17 protein-coding genes and 3 pseudogenes are annotated in these 21,744 nt (G+C 43.3%); all 20 read right to left on the bottom strand.

The window, feature by feature from the left end; genetic code table 11:
- Positions 1 to 43: 43 nt before the first annotated feature.
- Positions 44 to 376 (bottom strand): PadR family transcriptional regulator, encoded by a 333-nt coding sequence (locus tag RCO25_RS28430; protein ID WP_308999452.1) that lies wholly within the window; start codon positions 374 to 376, stop codon positions 44 to 46.
- A 485-nt stretch (positions 377 to 861) separates the two neighbouring features.
- Positions 862 to 1,284: pseudogene (locus tag RCO25_RS28425) on the bottom strand (VOC family protein).
- Positions 1,285 to 1,540: 256 nt separating this feature from the next.
- On the bottom strand, positions 1,541 to 1,735 hold the full coding sequence (locus tag RCO25_RS28420) for a hypothetical protein (RefSeq protein ID WP_308999451.1): 195 nt from the start codon (positions 1,733 to 1,735) through the stop codon (positions 1,541 to 1,543).
- Positions 1,736 to 2,049: 314 nt separating this feature from the next.
- Positions 2,050 to 4,227, bottom strand: a complete 2,178-nt coding sequence (gene glgP / locus RCO25_RS28415; protein ID WP_308999450.1) for an alpha-glucan family phosphorylase — start codon at positions 4,225 to 4,227, stop codon at positions 2,050 to 2,052.
- Positions 4,228 to 5,061: 834 nt separating this feature from the next.
- Positions 5,062 to 6,060 (bottom strand): annotated as a pseudogene (locus RCO25_RS28410) (NADP-dependent oxidoreductase).
- Between the two features lie 81 nt (positions 6,061 to 6,141).
- Positions 6,142 to 6,837, bottom strand: a complete 696-nt coding sequence (locus RCO25_RS28405) for an oxidoreductase (RefSeq protein ID WP_308999449.1) — start codon at positions 6,835 to 6,837, stop codon at positions 6,142 to 6,144.
- Positions 6,794 to 7,219 (bottom strand): oxidoreductase, encoded by a 426-nt coding sequence (locus RCO25_RS28400; protein ID WP_308999448.1) that lies wholly within the window; start codon positions 7,217 to 7,219, stop codon positions 6,794 to 6,796. The genes RCO25_RS28405 and RCO25_RS28400 overlap by 44 nt, the downstream gene beginning before the upstream one ends.
- A 50-nt stretch (positions 7,220 to 7,269) precedes the next feature.
- Positions 7,270 to 8,022, bottom strand: a complete 753-nt coding sequence (locus RCO25_RS28395; RefSeq protein WP_308999447.1) for an SDR family NAD(P)-dependent oxidoreductase — start codon at positions 8,020 to 8,022, stop codon at positions 7,270 to 7,272.
- A gap of 343 nt (positions 8,023 to 8,365) precedes the next feature.
- Positions 8,366 to 8,938 (bottom strand): TetR/AcrR family transcriptional regulator, encoded by a 573-nt coding sequence (locus tag RCO25_RS28390; protein ID WP_308999446.1) that lies wholly within the window; start codon positions 8,936 to 8,938, stop codon positions 8,366 to 8,368.
- Between the two features lie 380 nt (positions 8,939 to 9,318).
- A complete protein-coding gene (ppsA, locus tag RCO25_RS28385; RefSeq protein WP_308999445.1) occupies positions 9,319 to 11,931 on the bottom strand; it encodes a phosphoenolpyruvate synthase in 2,613 nt (870 codons plus the stop codon).
- 568 nt (positions 11,932 to 12,499) lie between these two features.
- A complete protein-coding gene (locus tag RCO25_RS28380) occupies positions 12,500 to 13,147 on the bottom strand; it encodes a 2OG-Fe(II) oxygenase (protein ID WP_308999444.1) in 648 nt (215 codons plus the stop codon).
- A gap of 234 nt (positions 13,148 to 13,381) precedes the next feature.
- Positions 13,382 to 13,837, bottom strand: a complete 456-nt coding sequence (locus RCO25_RS28375) for a GNAT family N-acetyltransferase (protein ID WP_308999443.1) — start codon at positions 13,835 to 13,837, stop codon at positions 13,382 to 13,384.
- Between the two features lie 605 nt (positions 13,838 to 14,442).
- The gene (locus RCO25_RS28370; RefSeq protein WP_308999442.1) at positions 14,443 to 15,681 is read right to left on the bottom strand and encodes a TolB-like translocation protein; all 1,239 of its coding nucleotides are present in this window, start codon (positions 15,679 to 15,681) and stop codon (positions 14,443 to 14,445) included.
- A 319-nt stretch (positions 15,682 to 16,000) separates the two neighbouring features.
- Positions 16,001 to 16,621: a chloramphenicol phosphotransferase CPT family protein gene (locus tag RCO25_RS28365; protein ID WP_308999441.1), complete on the bottom strand. Its 621-nt coding sequence runs from the start codon at positions 16,619 to 16,621 to the stop codon at positions 16,001 to 16,003.
- 39 nt (positions 16,622 to 16,660) lie between these two features.
- The gene (locus tag RCO25_RS28360) at positions 16,661 to 16,906 is read right to left on the bottom strand and encodes a phosphotransferase-like protein (RefSeq protein ID WP_308999440.1); all 246 of its coding nucleotides are present in this window, start codon (positions 16,904 to 16,906) and stop codon (positions 16,661 to 16,663) included.
- A 14-nt stretch (positions 16,907 to 16,920) separates the two neighbouring features.
- Positions 16,921 to 17,400 (bottom strand): ribonuclease FAU-1 family protein, encoded by a 480-nt coding sequence (locus RCO25_RS28355; RefSeq protein WP_308999439.1) that lies wholly within the window; start codon positions 17,398 to 17,400, stop codon positions 16,921 to 16,923.
- A 64-nt stretch (positions 17,401 to 17,464) separates the two neighbouring features.
- On the bottom strand, positions 17,465 to 18,244 hold the full coding sequence (locus RCO25_RS28350) for a phosphotransferase (protein ID WP_308999438.1): 780 nt from the start codon (positions 18,242 to 18,244) through the stop codon (positions 17,465 to 17,467).
- A 516-nt stretch (positions 18,245 to 18,760) separates the two neighbouring features.
- Positions 18,761 to 19,153 carry an RICIN domain-containing protein gene (locus RCO25_RS28345; protein ID WP_308999474.1) on the bottom strand — a complete coding sequence of 131 codons (393 nt, stop codon included), beginning with the start codon at positions 19,151 to 19,153 and terminating at the stop codon, positions 18,761 to 18,763.
- A 108-nt stretch (positions 19,154 to 19,261) separates the two neighbouring features.
- Positions 19,262 to 20,095: pseudogene (locus tag RCO25_RS28340) on the bottom strand (glycoside hydrolase family 5 protein); the annotation flags it as partial.
- A 160-nt stretch (positions 20,096 to 20,255) separates the two neighbouring features.
- Complete coding sequence (locus RCO25_RS28335; RefSeq protein ID WP_308999437.1) at positions 20,256 to 21,416, bottom strand: enolase C-terminal domain-like protein; 1,161 nt, start codon at positions 21,414 to 21,416, stop codon at positions 20,256 to 20,258.
- Positions 21,417 to 21,744: the final 328 nt, after the last annotated feature.

The following is a 21,744-nucleotide window of genomic DNA, read 5'->3' as shown; positions in this document are numbered from 1 at the left end:
AAATCCAGAAAAAGAACAATTTCCGGGTGGGTGCCGATATTTGTCATACACTACCCTCCCCAAGTACACCATCTACAGCGTTGCGAAACAAATTCCATTCTCGCTTTTTTTCTGACAGCTGCTTTTGACCCTTGGGCGTAATCCGGTAATATTTGCGATTACGTGATTCCTTCACTTCCCAATAGGCTATAACTAATTCGTCTGTTTCCAAGGAGTGCAGAATCGGATACAAGGTCCCTTCCTTGAACTCAAAAACGCCACCGGATTTATGCTGCATCTCTTTGATGATTTCGTATCCGTACATGTCCTTTTGATCTAGCATCTTTAAAACTAAACCGACTGTGCTTCCCTTTAAAAGTTCTTTATTAATTTTCAAAAAAATCGCCTCCTAAGCGAATTGCATCGAACCACTATGCATCGTATATCTATGTACAATAATATTGGAAATATCTACAAATATCAAGTTCAACCATTTCCGATAAACATTTGGTCCCCGGAGGTTGAACAGGCTGCATTTTGTACAAATGTCTAAATAGAGGCGTAATTCCTTTATTAAGGATTTTTTATGATGTTGTTAAATGACACAATACTCCCATCATAAACGACACAATACTCCCTCTTTGGAACATTATTTCAGCGCTGAAGCTGCTTAATCCATAAGAATACTTCAATAAATGTTGCTCCTTCTAATCAAAATGGGTAATTTGTGTCGCTACTCCAAACAAAGTGGGTAATTTGTGTCGCATATTTGTAGTTGAAAAGCACAAAAAAAAGATTCCAGTCAAACTGACCTGGAATCCTCTTGCCATGTGGAGCAAATTTCAACTCTGCACCTTTCTGAGCGATTTCTTGCCATACTCACTATTGAGCTGACTGTGTTGAAACCTGCCATGTAACACCAAATTTATCTATTACTTGTCCGCATAAAGGACTCCAAAAAGTTTTTTGTAATGATATGATCACTTTTCCACCATCTTGTAATTTGCCGAATACTTCTTTCGTTGTTTCAACGTCATTAATTAAAATAGCTAAGGTGGTTTGATCACCAATTTGATAAGGTAGACCTGTAAATGTGTCAGAAATCATTAAATCTGTTGAACCAACTTTGAGATGTGCATGTAAGATACGATTTTTTTCTTCATCAGATAGTTTTGTATCTTATTCCCCAGGCATGTCGCCAAATCTTTGAAGAATAAGGGTCTTTGTATTGAATGCATGTTCATAAAATGAAACAGCTTCCTGTCCATTTCCATTCAATATTAAATAAGGGTTGATACCTAAAATCTTAAGAAACACCTCTTTTTAAAATTTTGATCTAATCTCAAATTAATATAAACAAATTAACACAAAATTTACGATTTCTTTTTAAACCAATCTCCCGATAGCTTAATGATGCTCCCTCCCCTCGGGAATGGGATCAAGTTCTTGACACCGGTCAATGACAAGAACTTGATCTCATAAATGAAGAATGCCGCGATTTACGCGACATTTAATGGGACAATGTTTTTGACTTCCGACATCTTGCAAAACTGTGCTATATTTATTCTGGAAACACAATTAGTGCGGCTTGCACAGAGCTGTCCAACTGCAGCTCCCTCGAATCTTCCTCAGGCTGGGGCAGCAAGGCTTCCGATGCAACATGGGGCATCCCATGCATGAACATCGAAGCAGCAATCAGGATACATGCGGCAGCCAGAGTCATGGTGCACTTCATCATCATTTCCTCATTCAGCAAACGTATAGCTCCGTTTTCCTAAAATAGAGAAAATCATGACTCCCCTTCTTCTTGCTCAACGATCGGTCATACAGGATCAGCCCATCAAAATAATCGGTGAGGTACACATACTCATCGCTTATGTAGTACCAGACGTCTTCGCCTGTGAAAGGTCTCAAGCTTCGCATATCCGCGCTCGTCGTCGTCGTGGAACTTCACTTTATCGCCGGGTTTCAATTCTTTCTTACCGTCTTTGCTCTTCTGAAATACCATTTACGGGAATGCAAGACGACGGTGTCCTTCAAGGCTCCGCCGTCTTATATGCCGTTCTTCCGTTATCCCCAAGCAGCCAGCTCCATCTCGAAATCGGTCGTGAAATCTGGGCTGATCGGCGTGACCCGCACGTTCACGTTAGCCTTCCAGATGTTGATTGATACCTCGGGTGAAGCGCCCTCGTAGACGTATAGTCCCTTGGCCTGCTGTTGTACCGGCTCCAGCTTCACCTTCCAGATGCCATGACGGCCGTCGGAGCCGACCGCCTCCACTCGAACGTCCTTGTGCCAGATTGCGCCGAGTTGAATTTCGGCACGGAAGGCCGTCTTGTTCAGCCCGATCCTGCTGCTGTGGTCGGCCAGAATGTCCGCTTTCCTGACGCAGACGCCGGACCAGTTGTCACGGATGAATTGCTTGTAGGTGGCAACCCTTGATGCGACCTCGAAGTTGTCAGAGGCGAACCGCTTCCCCCTAACGGTCGTGGGGACATACAACTTATGCCAGTAATCGCTTACCATTCTGTGGGTGTTGAAGACGGGCGCGATTGAGCAGATCGATTCTTTCATCAGGTTGACCCATTCCATTGGGACTGCGCGATCACCCCGCTTGTAGAACAGCGGAATAATCTCTTTCTCGAGCAGTCGGTAAAGCGCTTCGCTGTCCTGCTGCGCCTGGTACTCGAGGTCGCCGTCCGTCGCGCCTTCGATGGCCCAGCCGTTCCGCCCATTGTAGCCTTCCGCCCACCAGCCGTCCAGTACGCTGCAGTTGAGTACGCCGTTCATGGCCGCCTTTTGCCCACTTGTACCGCTCGCTTCCATCGGCTTCACGGGCGTGTTAAGCCAAACGTCGACGCCTTGAACCAGCTTCTTCGCCTTATCCATCGCATAGTTCTCTACGATGTAAACCCGGCCCTTGAACCTTTCCTCCCTGGATAGCTCTACTATTCTGCGGATCAGTTCCTGTCCCGGTCCGTCCGCGGGATGCGCCTTTCCGGCGAAAACTAAGCACACGGGGCGCTCCGGATCGCCCAGAATGTGCGCGAGCCTCTCTAGATTGCGGAAGATGAGCAGTGCCCGCTTATACGTCGCAAACCGCCTGGCGAAGCCGACGATCAACGGGCCTCCACCGGATGAGGAAAGCGGCAGGCCCAACTCCCGGACCATTTCAGATTTCGCCCGCTGATGCTCCTCCCACAGCTCTATGTGTGGGATATCCCGAACAGCAGCCCATACTTCCGGTTCCGCAGTGCGGACGGCCCAGTCGGACGGGAGGTGCCGGTCGAACAGTTTCTTCATGCCGGTGGCCAGCCACGTCCCGATATGGATGCCGTTCGTGACTGATTCGACTGGAATGTCCTGTCTCGGAATATGCGGCATCCACCGGCGGAACATGTCCTGGGTCACCTCACCGTGCAGCTTGCTCACCCCGTTCACCTTTGACGACGTGCTGACGGCAAGCCGTGTCATGTTGAACGCATCGCCCACTCGTCCGAGCGACAGCACTCGCTCCCTGTCCGTCCCGAACTGCCAGTAATAGTCGCCGAAATAACGGTCCATCATGTCGATGGAGAAGACATCATGCCCGGCCGGAACCGGTGTGTGCGTCGTAAATACAGTGCTCGCCTTGACCGCTTCGAGTGCCGTCTCGAACAGCACTCCTTCGGCGGACAGCATGCGGATGCGCTCGAGCGTCAGGAACGCTGGGTGCCCTTCGTTCATATGCCAGACGTCCGGCCGGATGCCCAGCGTTGCAAGCAGTCTCGCTCCGCCGATGCCGAGGATCATCTCCTGGCTTATGCGAACGTCTTGTTCGCTCGGATAGAGTGTGTCGGTCAAGCGGCGGTCCGCATCGCTATTCGATTCAACGTCGGTATTGAGCAGGTACAGATTGACTGAGCCCATCTGAACGGACCACGCTTTCACATACACCTGCCTGCCGCCCACCATCACGTCGACGACGAGAGGCCGCCCTTCGGCATCCCGCACGAGACGAACTGGGTAGGAGCTCGCCTCTGGGTCGATTTTGTGATACAAATGCTGCTGCGAGCCGCCCTCATCGATGTGCTGCTGGAAGTAACCGTTACCGTAAAATATGCCTACGCCTGTAAGCTGAACATTCATGTCTGAGGCCGCCTTGATATGGTCGCCTGCCAATATGCCAAGGCCGCCCGAGTAAATCGGTAAAGTTTCGTCAAGTCCAAATTCTGCCGAGAAATACGCTACACCGCCGTTTGACATCATCCCACCTCATTTTCGCGAAAAATTGCGCTTCGCCTTGTAAGCGCATGACTTGATGCCTCTATACTATATGCCGGTTTGCAGTACACGTGCCTATAGCAAGCGGGAGCCACGGTGTGGCAAACCCCGGCAAGCCGGGTATTGGAAACCCATTTTTCATACAGATCACTGACTGAGATTGGCAATTGTTGAGCTATTGGGGCAGCACAGTATGCTATAACCTCAACGTATCTTTGATGGAGAAGTGTCTTTTACATTGTCGATTGGGATCCTTTCGTTCTGAATAGCATGGGTAGCGAAAGAATGACGGAGTAAATGTACTTTAACGATAACTTGGTTCACTTCTGCAGTTTGTATTACAATACCATGCAATAAGAGCCTCAGATTGACGTTAATCTTAAAAAAGTTAACATCTGGATATATTGTTACACATTATATGTGTTCTATTGCTCGCTAAAAATAATATGTTGATAAAGCTGCTTCATCTCTTTTGATTTGTAGCAGAAAATAAATTGCCCAAATTAAAAAGCTCCTGAATTTTAGGAGCTTTTTACATATATGCTTGAATGGATTAGATTACAACTGAATACTTCTGTGCCTGACTTATTCATTTTGATGACACAATTTCTCGTACATATAAATTAAAAAGCCTGCATTCTCAAGCTTCACTCAGTCAATAATGTAGGTGGTGTTTGTCCCTAGACAGAAACGCTTGTGTCAGTTTTTTTGGGTCAGGGCACGGAGAGACTGAAAATTCGGGAATGATCATTCTTATAAAAAAATATGTCGCTTTTCTAAAAGTCACTGTCATCGGAATTCCAGATACGACAGCTCGGCTTAGAACGTTACAATTACTTTGCCTTGCGAATGGCCAGTAGAGACTTTAACCAATGCCTTGTTAATGTCATTAAAATGATAAACGGAGTCTATTGAGGGCTTGATGTTTTCTTGTTCAACAAGATTAGTGACCTCTTGTAACTGACTGCCATTGGCCTGCACGAATATAAAACGATATTCAATTTGATGCTTGCGTGCCAAAAAATCGATGGGGGACCCAACTAAGCCAAATAATAGTCTTTTCCATAATGGAAAATTTTGATCAGCCGCAAAGTGATAATTTGGCGCAGCTTTCAAGGATACCAATTTTCCTTGGGGTTTTAGAATACCCATTTCGGCTTTGATCTCTTTGGTTCCCAAGGTGTCGATCACATAATCAATGTCGGATAGAACGTCAGCATAATTCTCTTCTTTATAATTAATGAATTGGTCTGCGCCAATCGACAGGGTACGTGATCTGCCTCTTTCGCAGCCACTTGTAATGACATACAAACCCATGGATTTGGCGATAGGAATTGCCATTGCACCAAAGCCTCCGGTTCCTCCAGGAATAAACAGCTTTTTATTGGGCTGAGCATGAAGCATTTCATGTAAAGCTTGATATGCCGTCAAAGCAGTGAGGGGTACAGCCGCTGCTTAAGTAAACGAAAGATTTTCAGGCATTATGGCTAGAGCCTCTTCTTTCACCGCTGCGTATTCCGCAAAAGCACCAATTTGGTTCATCGGCAATCGCGTATAAACGTGATCACCCACACGGAAATTCACAACCTCTTTTCCTACGGCTTCAATAACGCCTGATAGTTCATTTCCTAAAGTTAATGGGAACTCATAATCAGAAATCATCCGAATACTGCCATTTATAATCAGAATATCTAATGGATTTACACCCGCAGCTTTTACGTTAATGAGAACCTCATCGTTATTGATTACCGGTATTTCCGCCTCATTCAGTTCCAGTTGAATTTTTTTTGAATACTTGTGCAATTGCGCTGCTCTCATGTTTTATCCTCTTTCTATGCATAATCAGTGCCCGCGGAAGAAGAATGGCGTACAATTTTCAGTTGTACGCCATTTTTATTGTTACCTTTCTTGAGAAGCTAATTCATTCATCGTAGGGTAATCCGTATATCCCTTGCTTCCGTGACCAAAGAATGTTGCCGGATCCGCTTCATTCAATGGCGCACCTTTTTGAAGTCGTTCCACTAAATCTGGATTAGCTAATGACCATACACCGACGGGTACTAGATCAGCAAGACCACTATCTATGTCAGAACTAAGATCTTCCAGTGCCCGTCCAGCCCGATTAACTAACAATGGATTCGTCCAGAGGGAACGAATGTCTCGGAGCAGTTCTTCATTTCCGAGGTGCATAATATGAAGGTAAGCTAAATCCAATTGAGCTAATTCTTGCACCAAGTAACGGTAAAGTTCAGGACCTTGTTCACCATCGTGAATTCCCCCAAGAGGGGTCCCTGGCGAAATGCGGAAGCCTGTTCTTTCGGCTCCAATCTCATCGACGATGGCTCTTGCTACTTCAATGGCGAAGCGAGCACGATTTTCTATAGATCCGCCATATTCATCCGTCCGCGTATTCGAACTCTCCCCGATAAATTGATTAATCAGATAACCGTTAGCTCCATGAATTTCAACACCATCAGCTCCTGCTGCAATAGCTGCCGCAGCCGCTTTGCGGAAGTCAGCAATGGTCGTTTGAATATCTTCTTTACTTAATTCACGTGGTACGGGGATATCCTGCATGCCTGTAGCAGTAAACATTTCTGCACCTGGCGCGATGGGGGAAGGTGCTACGGGTTGTCGATGATGGGGTATTGTCGGGGTGCGACATACGACCGGCATGCATCAATTGGATATACATATACCCATCAGCTTTATGCACTGCATCTGTAACTTTTCTCCATCCTTCAATATGCTTTTCCGTGTATATCCAGGGAGACCACAAATAACCTTGACCATCATCTGAAGGTTGCACACCTTCTGTAATAATAAGTCCCATGGATGCGCGCTGGGCGTAATAAAGGGAAGCCTCCTCTCCAGGTGTACCGTCTTCTTGAGCTCTACTACGTGTCATTGGTGCCATCGATAACCGATGAGGCAATTCCATTTTTCCGATTTTCGTTTTACTCCACAACTTTTCCATTCTTCCATATTCCCCTTTTCAAATGATGTATCCCATCAATCAAATAAATATTACAGCCCTTCATAGATCGGATAGATTTGCCCTCTCAAATTGAAATCGTAGTTCTGGTCTACGATCCCTACCACTTCGTTGCTATCATATAGATCCAGCATGAAGCTCGCCATTTGCTTTGCAGTATGGTACTTCGGCAAGTTGGCTGAGTAATCAAAATCTTCGACATCGATTGATTTTTTCACGAATTCCGTTTCCGTTATGGCTGGTGCCAGGATTTTTGCCTTTGTTTTCGCGCCTTTTAGTTCGAGTTCTTTTGCAAGCCCTTCTGTGAAGGCACTCACATAATATTTTGATGCAGAGTAAGCAACACTACCTACAGCAATGACATATCCGAGTGCTGATGATACGTTAATTAATTGAGTACCTTCTACGTCAGCATAATCTCGCACATATAGTGTTGACAGGATGGTCAAGGATTCGATGTTAACGCGTAACATGGTTTCGACTTTTTCCAGTTTCTGCTCGGCTACAAAGGAGCCTTCACCAAGCCCTGCATTATTAATCCATGTCTCGATTTGGTATTCCTTTAAATCCTTATACAAGGTATAGGCTTGATCCGTAACCGAAAGGTCGCTTGAACGAATCACAACATCTGCGTCAGGATGGTTATTTTGGATCGTCGATTTAAGCTCTTCTAATTTGTCCAATCTTCTGGCTACCAAAATCAAGTTTTTGCCACGTGCAGCAAACGCCAATGCGGTCTCATATCCAATGCCGGAGCTTGCTCCTGTGATTACGGTGTACTTCATATTCATCTCTCCTCCAAAAGTTAAGATTCATGTGTGCAATATAATCGAGAATGATCGTTCTAATTAGAATAAAAAAAGTTAGATCTAACATGCTTTTACTATACCATTTCTAGAATGATCGGTAAAGAATTATTTTGAAAGGATTAACTCATACCTATGCCTAGAAAGTGATCCCGTTAGTCATCATAACCAAAATTGTTCACTTTTACGGTCAGGATACAAGTTCTTATCTTGGAACTTGTATCGTTGCAACAATTAAGGGTGTCCAGTTGCCCCTTAAGTTCTATCTGTTATTCGCCCGCATTGATATGGAATTCAAAAATGACACTGGTTGTAATCACGTTCAATCTAATACAGCCAGCGTCGTATCAACAATATCCTTTAGCTTTTGTTGATCCGTTGTGGTCTTAACTAATGTGCGTAGTCCCAACCAGGCATTCATTAAAAAGTGAGACATAACTTTAGCTTCAAGGTTAGCCCTGATTTCACCGGTTTGCTGCCCTTCCTGAAGAATTCGAGTTAAAAACGCTTCAGTCTTGGAATAACTTTCATCAACCAAGGATGCAACTTCCGAATCCAATACCCCCAATTCCACACCCGAATTCACAAGTAAACATCCCAGAGGCTCTCCTTCATTTCTCAATGTCGAATCGAGCATTTCACGGATTAATTCCTTGACCGGCTTTTTCTTTTCAACGAGGAATCTCATTTTTTGGGTTTGCTTAGCTTCATACCGTTCGAGAGCTTTCATAAACAAGGCATGCTTGTCCCCAAACGTGTCATAGATACTTCTCCGATGAATGCCCATAAAATCAACTAATTCCTGCATCGAAGTTTTCTCATATCCTTGTGTCCAAAACAGTTGTATTGCTTTATCCAATACTTCATTAACTTCAAATTCTTTGGATCTTGCCATTGAAATCACCTCAGACAATAATTATACATTTAAGTGAACGATCAGACTATATAGGAAAACGCTCTGTCTGCCCTGGTGAGAATGATGTATTTGATCGGATTTACTGACGGTGGCGGTCAAGCCGAACTTTACGTGAAAAAAACAAATTATAAAGGCACTCCTACAAGAATAATTTATTATGACTGATCAAAGGCAAGCCGGCACTAAGCCGGCTTGTTTTTTTTCAATATATAAGAATTTATACGTTTTCACATATAAATGTGCTTATATATCTCCGCGAAACGACTGCTTTTGCCACAGAGGACGGCGACAGCCGTTTACGCTTGTTGCGCCAAAATAGATCCTTTATGACTGAGGCTCTTACTTGACGTATTCAGACATTATAATATTTCTACATACCCTTCTGTTCCGTGCACGCGAATACGTTGCCCATCTTTTATCAGTTTGGTAGCATTCTCCACTCCGACAACTGCTGGCAAGCCATATTCACGAGCGATAACGGCTCCATGGGTCATCAGTCCGCCAACTTCGGTGACCAGGCCTTTAATGGATACAAACAATGATGTCCAGCCAGGGTCAGTAAAGGCGGTGACTAATATATCTCCATCTTCCAGATCAGCATCTTCCATGTTTATGATGACACGTGCTCGTCCCTCTATAACTCCCGTAGAAACAGGTAGACCTACAATCGCTTTGTCTGGCAGATTTTCTCGTTTGTACTCACCCGCAATGATTTCACCATCAGACGTGATTACACGTGGGGGAGTTAGTTTTTCAAAAAATTTGTAATCGTCTTTTCGTTTACTGATGATCTGATAATCCAGTTTATTTGTGCGTACGACTTCGTGAAGTTCTTCAAAAGTGAGATAGTATATATCTTCTTTTTCATGAATAACGTTAGCTTGTACGAGTTGTTCGGCTTCTTTCAGTAAAGCCTGCTTATAAACGAAGTAGCGATTAATCATGCCGTATTTAGGATATTCACGATAACCGATGAAATTCCGGATTAAGCTGATCACTCGTTTTGTCTCTTCAGCTTTTTGTTCACCATCCGGTAATTGCTTCAATCGATCTAATATCTCTTGTTCTTTTTCTAAAGCTTCCTTTCGCCCTTGCTCAAATCTCCGATTGCCAGCATTAGGCTCAAAGTTTTTAATATTACTGAGAATCATGGGGACAAGTGTAATTGGTTTTTCACTCCAACGAGTTCTCGAAATATCGATTTCACCGGCACATCGCATTCCGTATTTATTGAGATAAGCATAGATAGCGTCTTGAGTTTCCTGTCCACCATCAAACTTAACCAGTTCATCCAAAAAATTATCATCTTTTACATGTTGTAAATAATCAATTACTTCCGGATAAGGACGAATCACATCTGCGACATCCAATAGCGCCAGACCCATTTCCGAAGTAATGTTGTTTGGTACAGATTGAGAAAGCGTATCTACTGCGTTTTTTTCACCTAACCACTCGTACATTTTTTCATTGATCCATGAAGAAGCATTCATAGCTGTCATAAAAACCTTTGAACTTTGTGGGTCAAATAAGATCTTCTTTAATTCCTGGATATCTTCCAGAATAAAATCAAATAAATCTGCTCCTGATTTCGTTTGGATGTTTTGTTTTAATTCTTCTATCGATGTTTGACTGTTCTTAATCAAATCAGAAACGATTGCCGGATCGTTTTCGATTTGTGCTTGAAAACCTGCATACGACATACCTTTACTGATATTATCGGGACTCAGTTCTTTTCTATCATCTGGTAACGATTTTATAAAATCTCGCTCTATTAGGGTCATAAATGCGTCTTCTATGAGCGGATCGGATTTTCCCAGGGTATTTAAGAAAGTTTCTCTGCTGACAGGTGAAGCCAGCATATGTGTAACATCAACAAACAACCTTCCACCGGCTTTACGCATGGGTGCAGGAGTTATTAACAGGTAAAAAGACAATCCCAATGGTTTTATCGGGTCAGTCATCATTTGTTGATGACCGACAGATATATAAACGTGATTTTCCTGATCATTTACTTCAGGGATCGGGTATAAAGTCGTAATTGGCCGACTCTGGACAATATAAAATGTATCATCAACCAAACACCATTCGATATCTTGCGGGCAACCAAAATAAGCTTCGATCTGTCTTCCTGTGCGTGCTAGCAGCAAAATTTGTTGTTCCGTAAGTGTTTGAGTCTTTTGCTGATCAGGATCGATCTGTTTTGTCTCTGTTCCGCCTTCTTTTCGTCCGTAGATAGCTATTTTTTTGGTTGCTATCCTCTTATCGACAATTTCCCCATCCTGTACTCTATAACAATCGGCAGATACCAAGCCAGAGACCAGCGCTTCTCCAAGTCCAAAACTGGCATCAATTGATAGCAGCTTTCGGTTGGAAGTAATCGGATCAGCGCTAAATAAAATCCCCGAAGCCTGTGGGAAAACCATCCTTTGAACGATAACGGACAAATAAACCTGACTGTGGTCAAATCCATTTTGCATACGGTAGATTACCGCACGGTCCGTAAATAGGGAAGCCCAACATTTGCTGATATGCTGCATGATTGCTTCTTTGCCGATGATATTTAAATAGGTGTCTTGTTGACCTGCAAAAGAGGCATGTGGTAAATCCTCAGCAGTCGCACTAGAACGCACTGCATAAGCATGTTCGTCACCAATCTGGGAGAGATAGTGAGTAACTGCTTTCACAACATCGGATGGAATTTCTACTTCCATAATGATTTGTCGAATTTCCCTGCTGATTTCACCAATTTGATCTCGATCTTCTACTTTTAGCATGGTTAGTCGATCCAGCAAAGCATGATACGTTTCGTTTTGTTCGATGGCTTTTTGATTTCCCACTGTTGTAACACAAAATCCTTCTGGTACTTGTATTCCTTCAATTTTTGATAATTCCCCTAAATTTAACCCTTTTCCGCCAACGAGCAAAAGCTGCGTTTTTTCCATTTCCTGAAAACCAAGAACCAAAGAACTCATTCAATATCTCTCCTAACTATTAAATTGAGAAAACATTTGACAAGAGTTTACCGGCATGGTACACTTTAAGTATAAGCTGAATTAATTATGCCAACCTAAATTATCGAAGTCGCAACATGATTATATCATCGTGTCTATTTATATGCAATAATAAAGAACCTGATAAAACTACCCAGGTTCTTTTTTGATTTCCCGCTATCATAAGTCACATCAAAAACCATGGTTCGAGCCGAACTCCGTCACTTCATAGTTACCTAGCGGTCCTATGCAGCCTAAGGAAATCCGGAAGTTGCGTCGGTTTCATATTAGTTCAACGATCTGAACTTTTAATCCCTCGTAGTAAATCGCACGCATTTATGGAATATCCCCATCTCTTCTCTATCTGTTCAATAGCGAACTTTGTTCCCCATAATCCTTCAACTGTTTCAGCGGATTCATATGATGAACTAAAAATCAAAAAAACCGACCTTATGAGGTCGGATTCTTCCATGGTGGATACGGAGGCGAGGGGATTTGATCCCCTGTTCAAAGATCACGCCACATAGGCTTCTACGGTATGATCTTACGTCTAGGAAAAGCGAAGGGCTTGCCTTCTCATCCACATCGTTGCAACCCACTTTTCCCCTTTTATCACAGGTGTACCTGCATGCAGGGTGAAATCGTTTAATTCATGATTGCTGTAAAAATATTCAAAGTAAACAGCCATGCCTTTGTTAGGAATAACTGAGATATTAAGCTTGGGGAACGCCGTTTCTCCGCCTTCTTCCACATCATTCAAATACATCACGAGTGTACTAATCCGATTGTTAGCACTTGCTCGACTCGTTTCCGCGAAGAAATCATAATGAGGTTGATACTCTTGGCCAGGGGTATACAGCAGAACTTGTAAACCGTCACCATGCTCGATAGGAATATTCATAATTTGAGAGAATCGCTTCTCGATTCTAGTAATCGTCTCATTCTCCTCACAGAACACCCCACTGCTCGTTCTAATTTGATTAACTGCATGATTTCCACCTATTTTTGAACGTTGCAATTGTTCCCTAGAATGTTTAATTAGCTCATCGCATTCCTCATCGCTAAGCACATTTCCTAGTACGACAACCAATGGCGCTTCATACTTGGCAAGAATACGAATCTCTCGATCTTCTGTCTTGATCGTATTTCCAGCATGATCAAATATCGTCCGCTCTTTCTCAGTCGTATCCCCATTCATCCTTATGCAGCCCCTATAGTATGACATTCACCACAAAATACCATACCATAAATTTGAACTATTTACTCTTTTATATTCAGAAAAATCGAAATAATCAAACTGTATCTATGTCGGGCAGCCTGTGAAATTCATCAAAAAAAAGCCTTTGGAATAAAATCCTAAGGCTTTTTGTATGACTATTTTTTCGAGACCAATATTGCCGGCAAGTTGTTGTCCTTACAGTAACGTGTCCCGTTAGTTGGATGATAACAGAAGAAAATGACTGTCATTTTCTGAATTAATATTAACCGAAAAACCAATAGAGCGATAAAATGTATCTGCAATAGGGTTATCAGTCTTTAGTACAAGCATGTTATAGTGCTTTCTAGCTTCTGTAATAACAGAATCCATTAACATTCGCCCTATCCCAAATCGACGTACCTTTTTGGAAACATAAAGCCTACGAACACGTCCAACTTTTTTGCTATTCATATAGGGGTCTTGATTCAATCCGCAAACTCCAACAACATCGCTGCTCTGATAAGCGATATAGAGTGCTTCTCCATCTTTATCGAATATATTAGCTCCTGTTTCAAAATCGTTTACTAACCGTTTAATATGACGAAATCCTTCACCAGCACTTTCTACAACCAACTGTTTTAATTTATGAGTATCTAGATGATTAACTTTTAGGATAATAATTTCATTCACCTAAACCATCTCCCCCAAAATCTTCTCTAACCTGAATTCTTCAACTATGCTGAACTATCCTCCCTCTATGAGGATTCAACACCGTAAGGAATTCAGGGAAAGAGCGGTCCAGCCAGTAATATCTCCAAGCCAATGACAGACCTAAAATTCCCATAACAGACGCAAATAGATTAAAGGGTAAGAATTGAATAGAACCGATGCTTCTTTGTTTCTGTACGGCAGCCATGGTTTACATGGACGGTCACCACTTTCTTTACAAATTATTGTTTATCGAATGCAGCGTGCACCTCTCCCGGAAGCGCAATGAGGAACCCTTATTTCTATTCGATTAATGCAACTCTCTCCTGATGCCTCATTCTATGAAATTAAAGATTATAGATCAATATCATTATTTCAATGATAACGATAGATAAGATCTATGGTTTTTTCGAGGTAAACCAAGCGAGGCCGCTCGTTGTCATCCGATACTATGGAAAAGTTTCGCTCTTCCGGATTTCGTACGGCCGCAGATGTGACAAGAACTTGATCGCATAACTAAAAAAGCCCGCGATTTACGCGGACTTGTAACATCTAGAAACCATGCAACAACAATTACTAACTTCACATTAAAGCTTCGGTGAATAAATTACCGGTGAATCGGCATTTTTCAACCATAGGCTTGCTTCACTTCCGTCAGGATTGGCAATCCAGATATTAGCGTCTTTATAATAATATTTTCGTCGTATCCAAATCAATTTATCGGCGGAACGGATGTAATTGGGACTGTAATCAGCATATCCTTCCGGAGGGCCCGTAATTTGGCTTTGCTTACCCGAGACTGTGTCAATGACAAATAAAGCCGGAAGAGGATGCTTAGAAAAATCATTCGACCATTCAGCTTCTTTAATTCGGGAGACAAAGATCGTATAGTCATCCTTCCATGCGAAATCCAAGTCGGCATAGTTCTTAGGTGTATAGGTTGCGAATGCAGGGAATTCCCTCGTTTTTAAATCTTTATCCCTAAATCCGAACACCAGTCTTCCTCCCCCTGCAATATACGCTAAAATATCTTTCGATGGCGCCCATTTCGGAAGTCCGACTTCCAGAATGATCTCATCCAATACTTCAAAATGAAGGCCGTCTGCTGAGATCGCGCAAATCATATTGCTGTCCATAGACCAAGATGCGGTCGGTGATACAACAAAAGAAAGCCAGCCGCCACTCGGTGAGAAAGAAAAATTACTGGGATCGACCGCAATAATCTTTGTACCGTTACTTGATATCTCATTCGGCAGCCTAAAGAATTTGTCGACATTCTCCAAATACCCCGCCTCCGCCCAATTCTGTGGAAGAACCTTCCTATAAAGTGTCCCTCCCGTCCATCCTTCCGGAGTGAGAGTGCCACTCTTTGATAAAATGAATCCGCTGCCGTCAGGGATCCAGATATATTCACCAACTCCAATTGCAGCGTTATTGAATTGCTTGAAGTCGGAAACGTTGAGAACGGTACCGTCTTTATAAGCGAGAATTTCACCGCTGGGAGACCACTTCGGCAAATACCCTCTTTTATAGATTTTTATCGTTTTCTTGGCGCTGACATCATAGATCTGAACGCTCTGCTGAAGCGGGTCCCCTCCATCTTCTTCAACATAGGAAAGTAATTTTCCATCAACGGACCATTCCGGGGCCATCGCCCTCCCCGATTTCGATACCTGAATCTCCGTACCATTCACATATACCCACACGTTGCCGTCCCGCAAAAAAGAAACTTTCGCAGGCACCTTCCTCGAACCTTGAATTGAATCAACCGGATGACATACCATGAAAAAGATGGCAATCGTTAGTACAAGTTTTCGAAAAAACATAAGCACTCACCTACTGGAAATTTATTTTCCATTATGAATGCCCTTTATTATCGAAAATTAATCTGTTAATATACTCGCATTCTAATTTATTAAAGTAAAAAGAGGAGCTGCCGAAGCGTGAGGTTCTCCGTTCAACGGGCCTGCCTCTGGCGGATATAAAGGAGTATATAGAGTTATAAGGGCGGGAGCAAGACGCTACAACAGCGAAAAACGTTGATGATGCATCAAAAAACAAAGTAGAGGAACAAATTTCACCATACATGGTAGATAATACGACTGTTGCGCTTTCTGAGTAGTTTCAGAGTGGATACTCCACCACCTACGTCATGGCCTCAAGACGCTGGAAAGCTGAGGGTGGCGGCTCCTCTTCGAGGCACTGGCGGATCAGTCGTGCACACTCCTCGGAACTGAGCACTGAGGTGTCAACGTTCAGGTCATAGATACCTGGCACATGCACAGCCTGCTGCCACAATCTCACCGGCTTTGGCACAGAGCCATCCTCTTCATACCCGGAATTCCAGGTAGCGATCCGCCGCTGCATGACAACCTCTAATGGGCATCGCACACCCACAAACAAAACGGGCAGTCCACTCAGGATCCGGGCACAGCTGGGAAGAATCCCCCGCGGGATCGAATAAGCATCGTGGTGACCGACATCAACTACAACATTCAGCCCCAGGCGACTGTGCGCAGCAATAGCCTCATACATGGCTTGATACAGGGTCACAATGAGTGGCTCAAGGTCGGGGCGTTCCCCACCAGGCCGATGCCCAATCCCAGGCCGGCAGCGTTCAGGGATCATCTGCATGAACCGGTCGACTCCAATGTTCATCCACACACCTTCGAACGTATTCTGAATCTCAGTGGCAATACTGGATTTCCCTGATCGCGGAGTTCCATTTATAATAATAATCTGCCCGGGCTTATCTACCTGTAACATTTGCTTCCCCCTTGATTGAAATGAAAAGAAGTTCCTGATCTAAACCTCAAGACGCTGGAAAGCCGAAGGCAGTAGCCCCTCTTCGAGGCGCTGGCGGATCAGGGCGGCACACTCTTCGGAACTAAGCACCGAGGTGTCAACCTCCAGGTCATAGATACCTGGCATATGAACAGCCTGCTGCCACAATCTCACCGGCTTTGGCACAGAGCCGTCCTCTTCGTAGCCGGAATTCCAGGTAGCTATCCGCCGCTGCATGACAACCTCTAATGGGCATCGCACACCCACAAACTAACAGTAACTTAAATAACAGAGCATAATGTTTTAAAATCAGCATCCCATCTCTTTAGTAAATCATAGTTGCCAGCCGTTAAAGTCGTATGTAATTTATCTAGCTCCACTCTTGCCAATCTATAATCGTCCTCCGATATTTTTTCGTTTTTCAATGCATTTAATAATTCATCTTCATCCAATACAAATATTTCTTTGTTAGGCAACACTACCACATCCAGAAATAGGTCATCAAAATAAGGCATTCCATCTTTAGTCAGATCATTAGCCAAGGTAATTTCAAAATACCATTGAACTATCTCTCTTTTTTCATTAATAACTGCCGTTATTGTATGATGGGCATTGCTTGGAAAATACTGCAACCACATAAATCCATTTGCAACAATATTAAAATCGTCATGATCAGCCAGCTTAAAAGATATAGGTTCCTTTACTTTATTAAAAACAACAAGAGTTACATGCCCAGTGAAATCCACTTCTTCGATATACATTTGTCTGTAACAATCTCGCTTTCAAATTCATCGTCTATCTGATGGGGCACCTTCGAAGCGATATTTAAAAGAACTTATACAAACCTTCTTGGAAATACCTATATTCTTCATCTGTTATCCTTAATCTACCATAGGATTCAAAGAATAATTCTTTATCCCCCTTGTGATCAAAAACATCCTGCTTAGGTCTGATTGCCAACGCGATATCAAATCGCGGATCACCAAACGCAGCTCTAGGCCAATCGATAATACCAATTACATTATTGTAGTTAACCAATACATTATTAGTGTGAAAATCGCCATGAATCAGAGTATTCTCAATCGGTTTAGGTCTATCATTTTTCAGTCGTATAAGTAATTCTTCAGTGCCATTCACATTATAATTAGCAAGATTGTGGCTTGCCTTCATGAGCATCATATCTAACCAAGATTGATCATTCTTGCGCAACCCAACAGGGCATTGGCTTTCATGGATTTGCTTTAAACATAAACCATAGTTAGATATAACTTTCTCTCTATCCCTGAGATTAGGTTTACATGCCAGGAAATGTCTCAAACTAATTCCATCTATATAATCCATGAGTAGCCATCTAGATTTGTCCTGAATATGGAAAGCATATGCCTTTGGAACCGGTAGTCCAGTAGTCGAAAGATATTGTAATGCTTTATATTCCTCCGATAACCATTCATTAAATAAACCATGCTCAGTCTTTTTAATAATGAACTGCTGATCACGAGTTTCAATTTTAACAACAAGCGAAGTATGCCCTTGTTGAGGGAATGAGATGTTCTTAATCGCTCCTATTTGATCTACAAATTCAACAGGAATATCATGTATGTCCATTGGTCTCTCCTCTTCCGCCCTTCGTGCCTTTTCATATAACGTTCTTGCATTCACGAACCCTCACCGGCTCAGGCTCCGAAGGAGCGGCTGCGCTTTCGCAGTTAGCCGGTGCAGGGTTGTCCACTGCTTCCGCTGCTTCGAAAAAACATCTTGCGGACCGCGGGCCGTATGGCCCGATGCGTGAATGCTGTGTTATCTGAAGGCTATGTATTCATGAGTTACTTACAACTACGTTAGTCTAAAACTTTATTTTCGTTGAACAACTACTCCTGCTACAGATCAAATATTGGGGTAGTACCGCACCACGAAATCAAATGCGTCAGATACAGTCATATTTTTGCTGTATCTGACGCTGATCAGTCGTCGAAAAAACCGTCCTCGGGCCATTCCATTTAACGTAATCGTATGGTTAGTACATTGAAATGCTGCTGTTCGAATCGTGACTTGAACTTATTTTCAGAGGAGGTCACACGATTGTATTGGCCTACTGTAACCATCCATTTGTTTTTATTACGATTAGGGATTAACAAACTGCCACTGCAGGTTGGTACTGGTGTTGCTGCTCCACAATTTCAAGTCGGAGCCGTTTGTAGCATTGCCCCCGCCATCCAAATAAAGTCCGGTACCAACATTTTTTATCCTGTAATTACTTCCGTAGGCTTCCAATACCCACCGCTGGTTGTTGCTGGTACCGTTGCTCCACTGCCTGCAAATGGAGCCGTTTGTGGTACGGCCCATGCCGTCAAGATACAAACCTGTAGCAACATTTTTTATTTTGTAATAGCTTTCGTAGAATTCCATTACCCATCGTTGGTTGTTGCTGGTGCTTTCGCTCCATTGGCCTGCAATTGAGCCGTTTGTCGTACGGCGCATGCCGTCAATATACAAACCTGTAGTAACGTTCTTCATTTTATGAGTGCTCATAGTACTCATGATCGCATCAATAATTCCTTGCTGAGTTATAGCATTGGTAGACCTGTTTAACAATCCAAAACCATACTGTCCGTTGACTCCATTATCCCAAATAATAGGTACAGAACCGTATTTCCTGGCAGTCCCGCTTACTGCTTTTGCAAATGCCGCACGATAAGTATTATTCGTTGAATCAAAGGCAGTTTTATCTATGGAACCGTATTCACCGATGACCACAGGATATCCTTGTATTACGAATTTATCATACGTGGACTTTAGTTGCGAATCCAAATAATCTTCCTGTCCCCAGGTTGATTTTTTCGAAGCGTTGATAGCTGTTGCTCCCCATTGGGTTATTGTGCCGGATTCCTCACCACCGAAGTCCCAAGGCGAGTAATAATGAACGGATATCATGATTCTCTTTTCAGAACTCGGAATTGTAGACGATCTATAATTGTCTGTAGGAAGCACAAAGCCATAATTACCAACTGTATAATCAATGTTAGTATTCCAGCCAGGAATAAGAAGCCATCTTGCACTATTGTTTCCTCTGGTTTGTCTTACGGTATCTACAAAGATTTGATTATAAGCATTAAGATTTGAATAGTATGTGGTGTTAGGTGTGCCATAAGTACCATCAAATTCTTCGTTCATGGATTCAAAGATCAAATGCTCATCATAATTTACAAACGTATTTGCGATCTGCTGCCAGACTTTTTGATATTTTGCTCTAATCGTTGTTTGATCGCTTGAATTGACCAACAGCCAAGACCCGGTAACTGAATTGTAACCGTCTCCATGAATGTTAATGATTACATGCAAGCCCTCGTTGTAGGCATAGTCAACGACTGTTTTAACTCTGTTCAGCCATGTAGAATTAATCGTATAATTTGGTGCACTCCCTATATAATTCAAATACGAAACAGGGATACGGATTGTTTTAAATCCTGCTGCCTAGCCAAATCCCATTGGACCTTCAACAACTTGATTAGGATTTAAACCATCTTGACCACACTAATAAGCGCTATTGCAACGCAATAGCGCTTATCCACAATATAATAGAAATCCGTACTCCAAAATCATTAAATTCTCTGGCTTATTATCGGATTCCCAAGGACCAGCCGGATCGCTTTATAAGGTTTGTTACAAGATCATCGTCGAAGACGATTCCGAAACCCGGCGTGGTCGGAATATGAATCTCTCCGTTTTCGATTCGATACCCTGATACATCCATTCCTTCAATTGTAATGTCGTCGTATTCCACAAATTCGAAGTTGCGCACCGCGGCTGACAAATGCCCCGATGCGTAAATGCCATAAGCATTGCCGTAACAATGAGGCGCTGACCGCAACCCTTGCGTATCCAACTTCTCGCCTAATTCCAGCCAATGCGTGAAGCCGGGCCAGATGATATCGTACTGCAGCACATCGACACGGCCGCGAGTCGCCCAATCAATAAGATGCGGTGAGGCAAGCCCCTCCCCATCCGCGATAAGCACATTCTGCCCACGTTGCCGGAGCCATTCCTTCAGGTCCTCGTACAAGGCTTCATCCTCATGGAACGCTTCTTCCAGCCAATACAGATTCACATCCGCCAAAGCCGCCAAGACCTCTTTGGTTAAGTTCAAATTATATGCATTATTCGCATCGATCATGATCTTGCCTGTAGGACCTGCCACTTCCGAGATCCCATGTACGATCGCGATATCTCGTTTCGTCCCTTCCCAGAGTGGCATATGGCGTCCGCCTCGACCAACTTTAATCTTAAAATGACGATGGCCCTTCGCATATCCTTGTATCGCTTCTTCTTGCATCAACGCGACCGCGGTTCTCTCATCGGGCAGATGCAAATCGTCGAAGTAGAGAGAGGTATCATAGCAGGGGACAACCAATGGGACTCCTCTTTCCAAGTGGGCACCCGACACCAAGTCATAAACAGGCTTGCCTTGTCTCTGTCCCAACCAATCGAATATTGGATATTCCAATTGCAAACGATACTCTTCGCGCAGTCTGCTCCGGTCGTCGAATAAGTCAAGCAATCGGCGGCCTATCATGTCTTCGGCCCATTTCGGCGTCATTTGAATCGAGCTACCGTAACCCGTTTGCCCATCGATCGTAATTCTAGCGATATCCACTGTGCAGCTTTTGCCATGAATGCCGATTCTGCCATTAGCCCCCGCGCTTCTGGCTCGTTCTCCCGTTAACTTGGCGAATTCGATTTTTTCCACTTTCCAATCAGAATGTATACCCGTAATGTTCACAGGATCCTCCATAACCGATTCGACGGCTTCATTTCCTGATTTGATTTGTAAGTAGAATACCATATTATAGAATTATACTGTTTGAAGATTAAAAGATTCTTCATCAATTGGAAGTCTGTAGTCTTGAATAATGAAATGATCAAAAAAAGGAAGTTACAGATCACGAAGTTTTTTACTTCAATTAGTTGATCTTAACTTATATTCTCAACCTTCGCAGAGCGAAATTGGCTTTAAACCCTTGATAAGTATAGCTAAACCAAGAAAATATTAATCTCTTGCAAAATAGAAAACACCGCTTCGGTTTGGTATAGTGATTGTGACGAGCAAT

This window comes from Paenibacillus sp. LHD-38, from assembly GCF_031157315.1.
Lineage (GTDB): Bacteria > Bacillota > Bacilli > Paenibacillales > Paenibacillaceae > Pristimantibacillus.
This window is presented reverse-complemented; position numbering and strand designations above follow the sequence as displayed.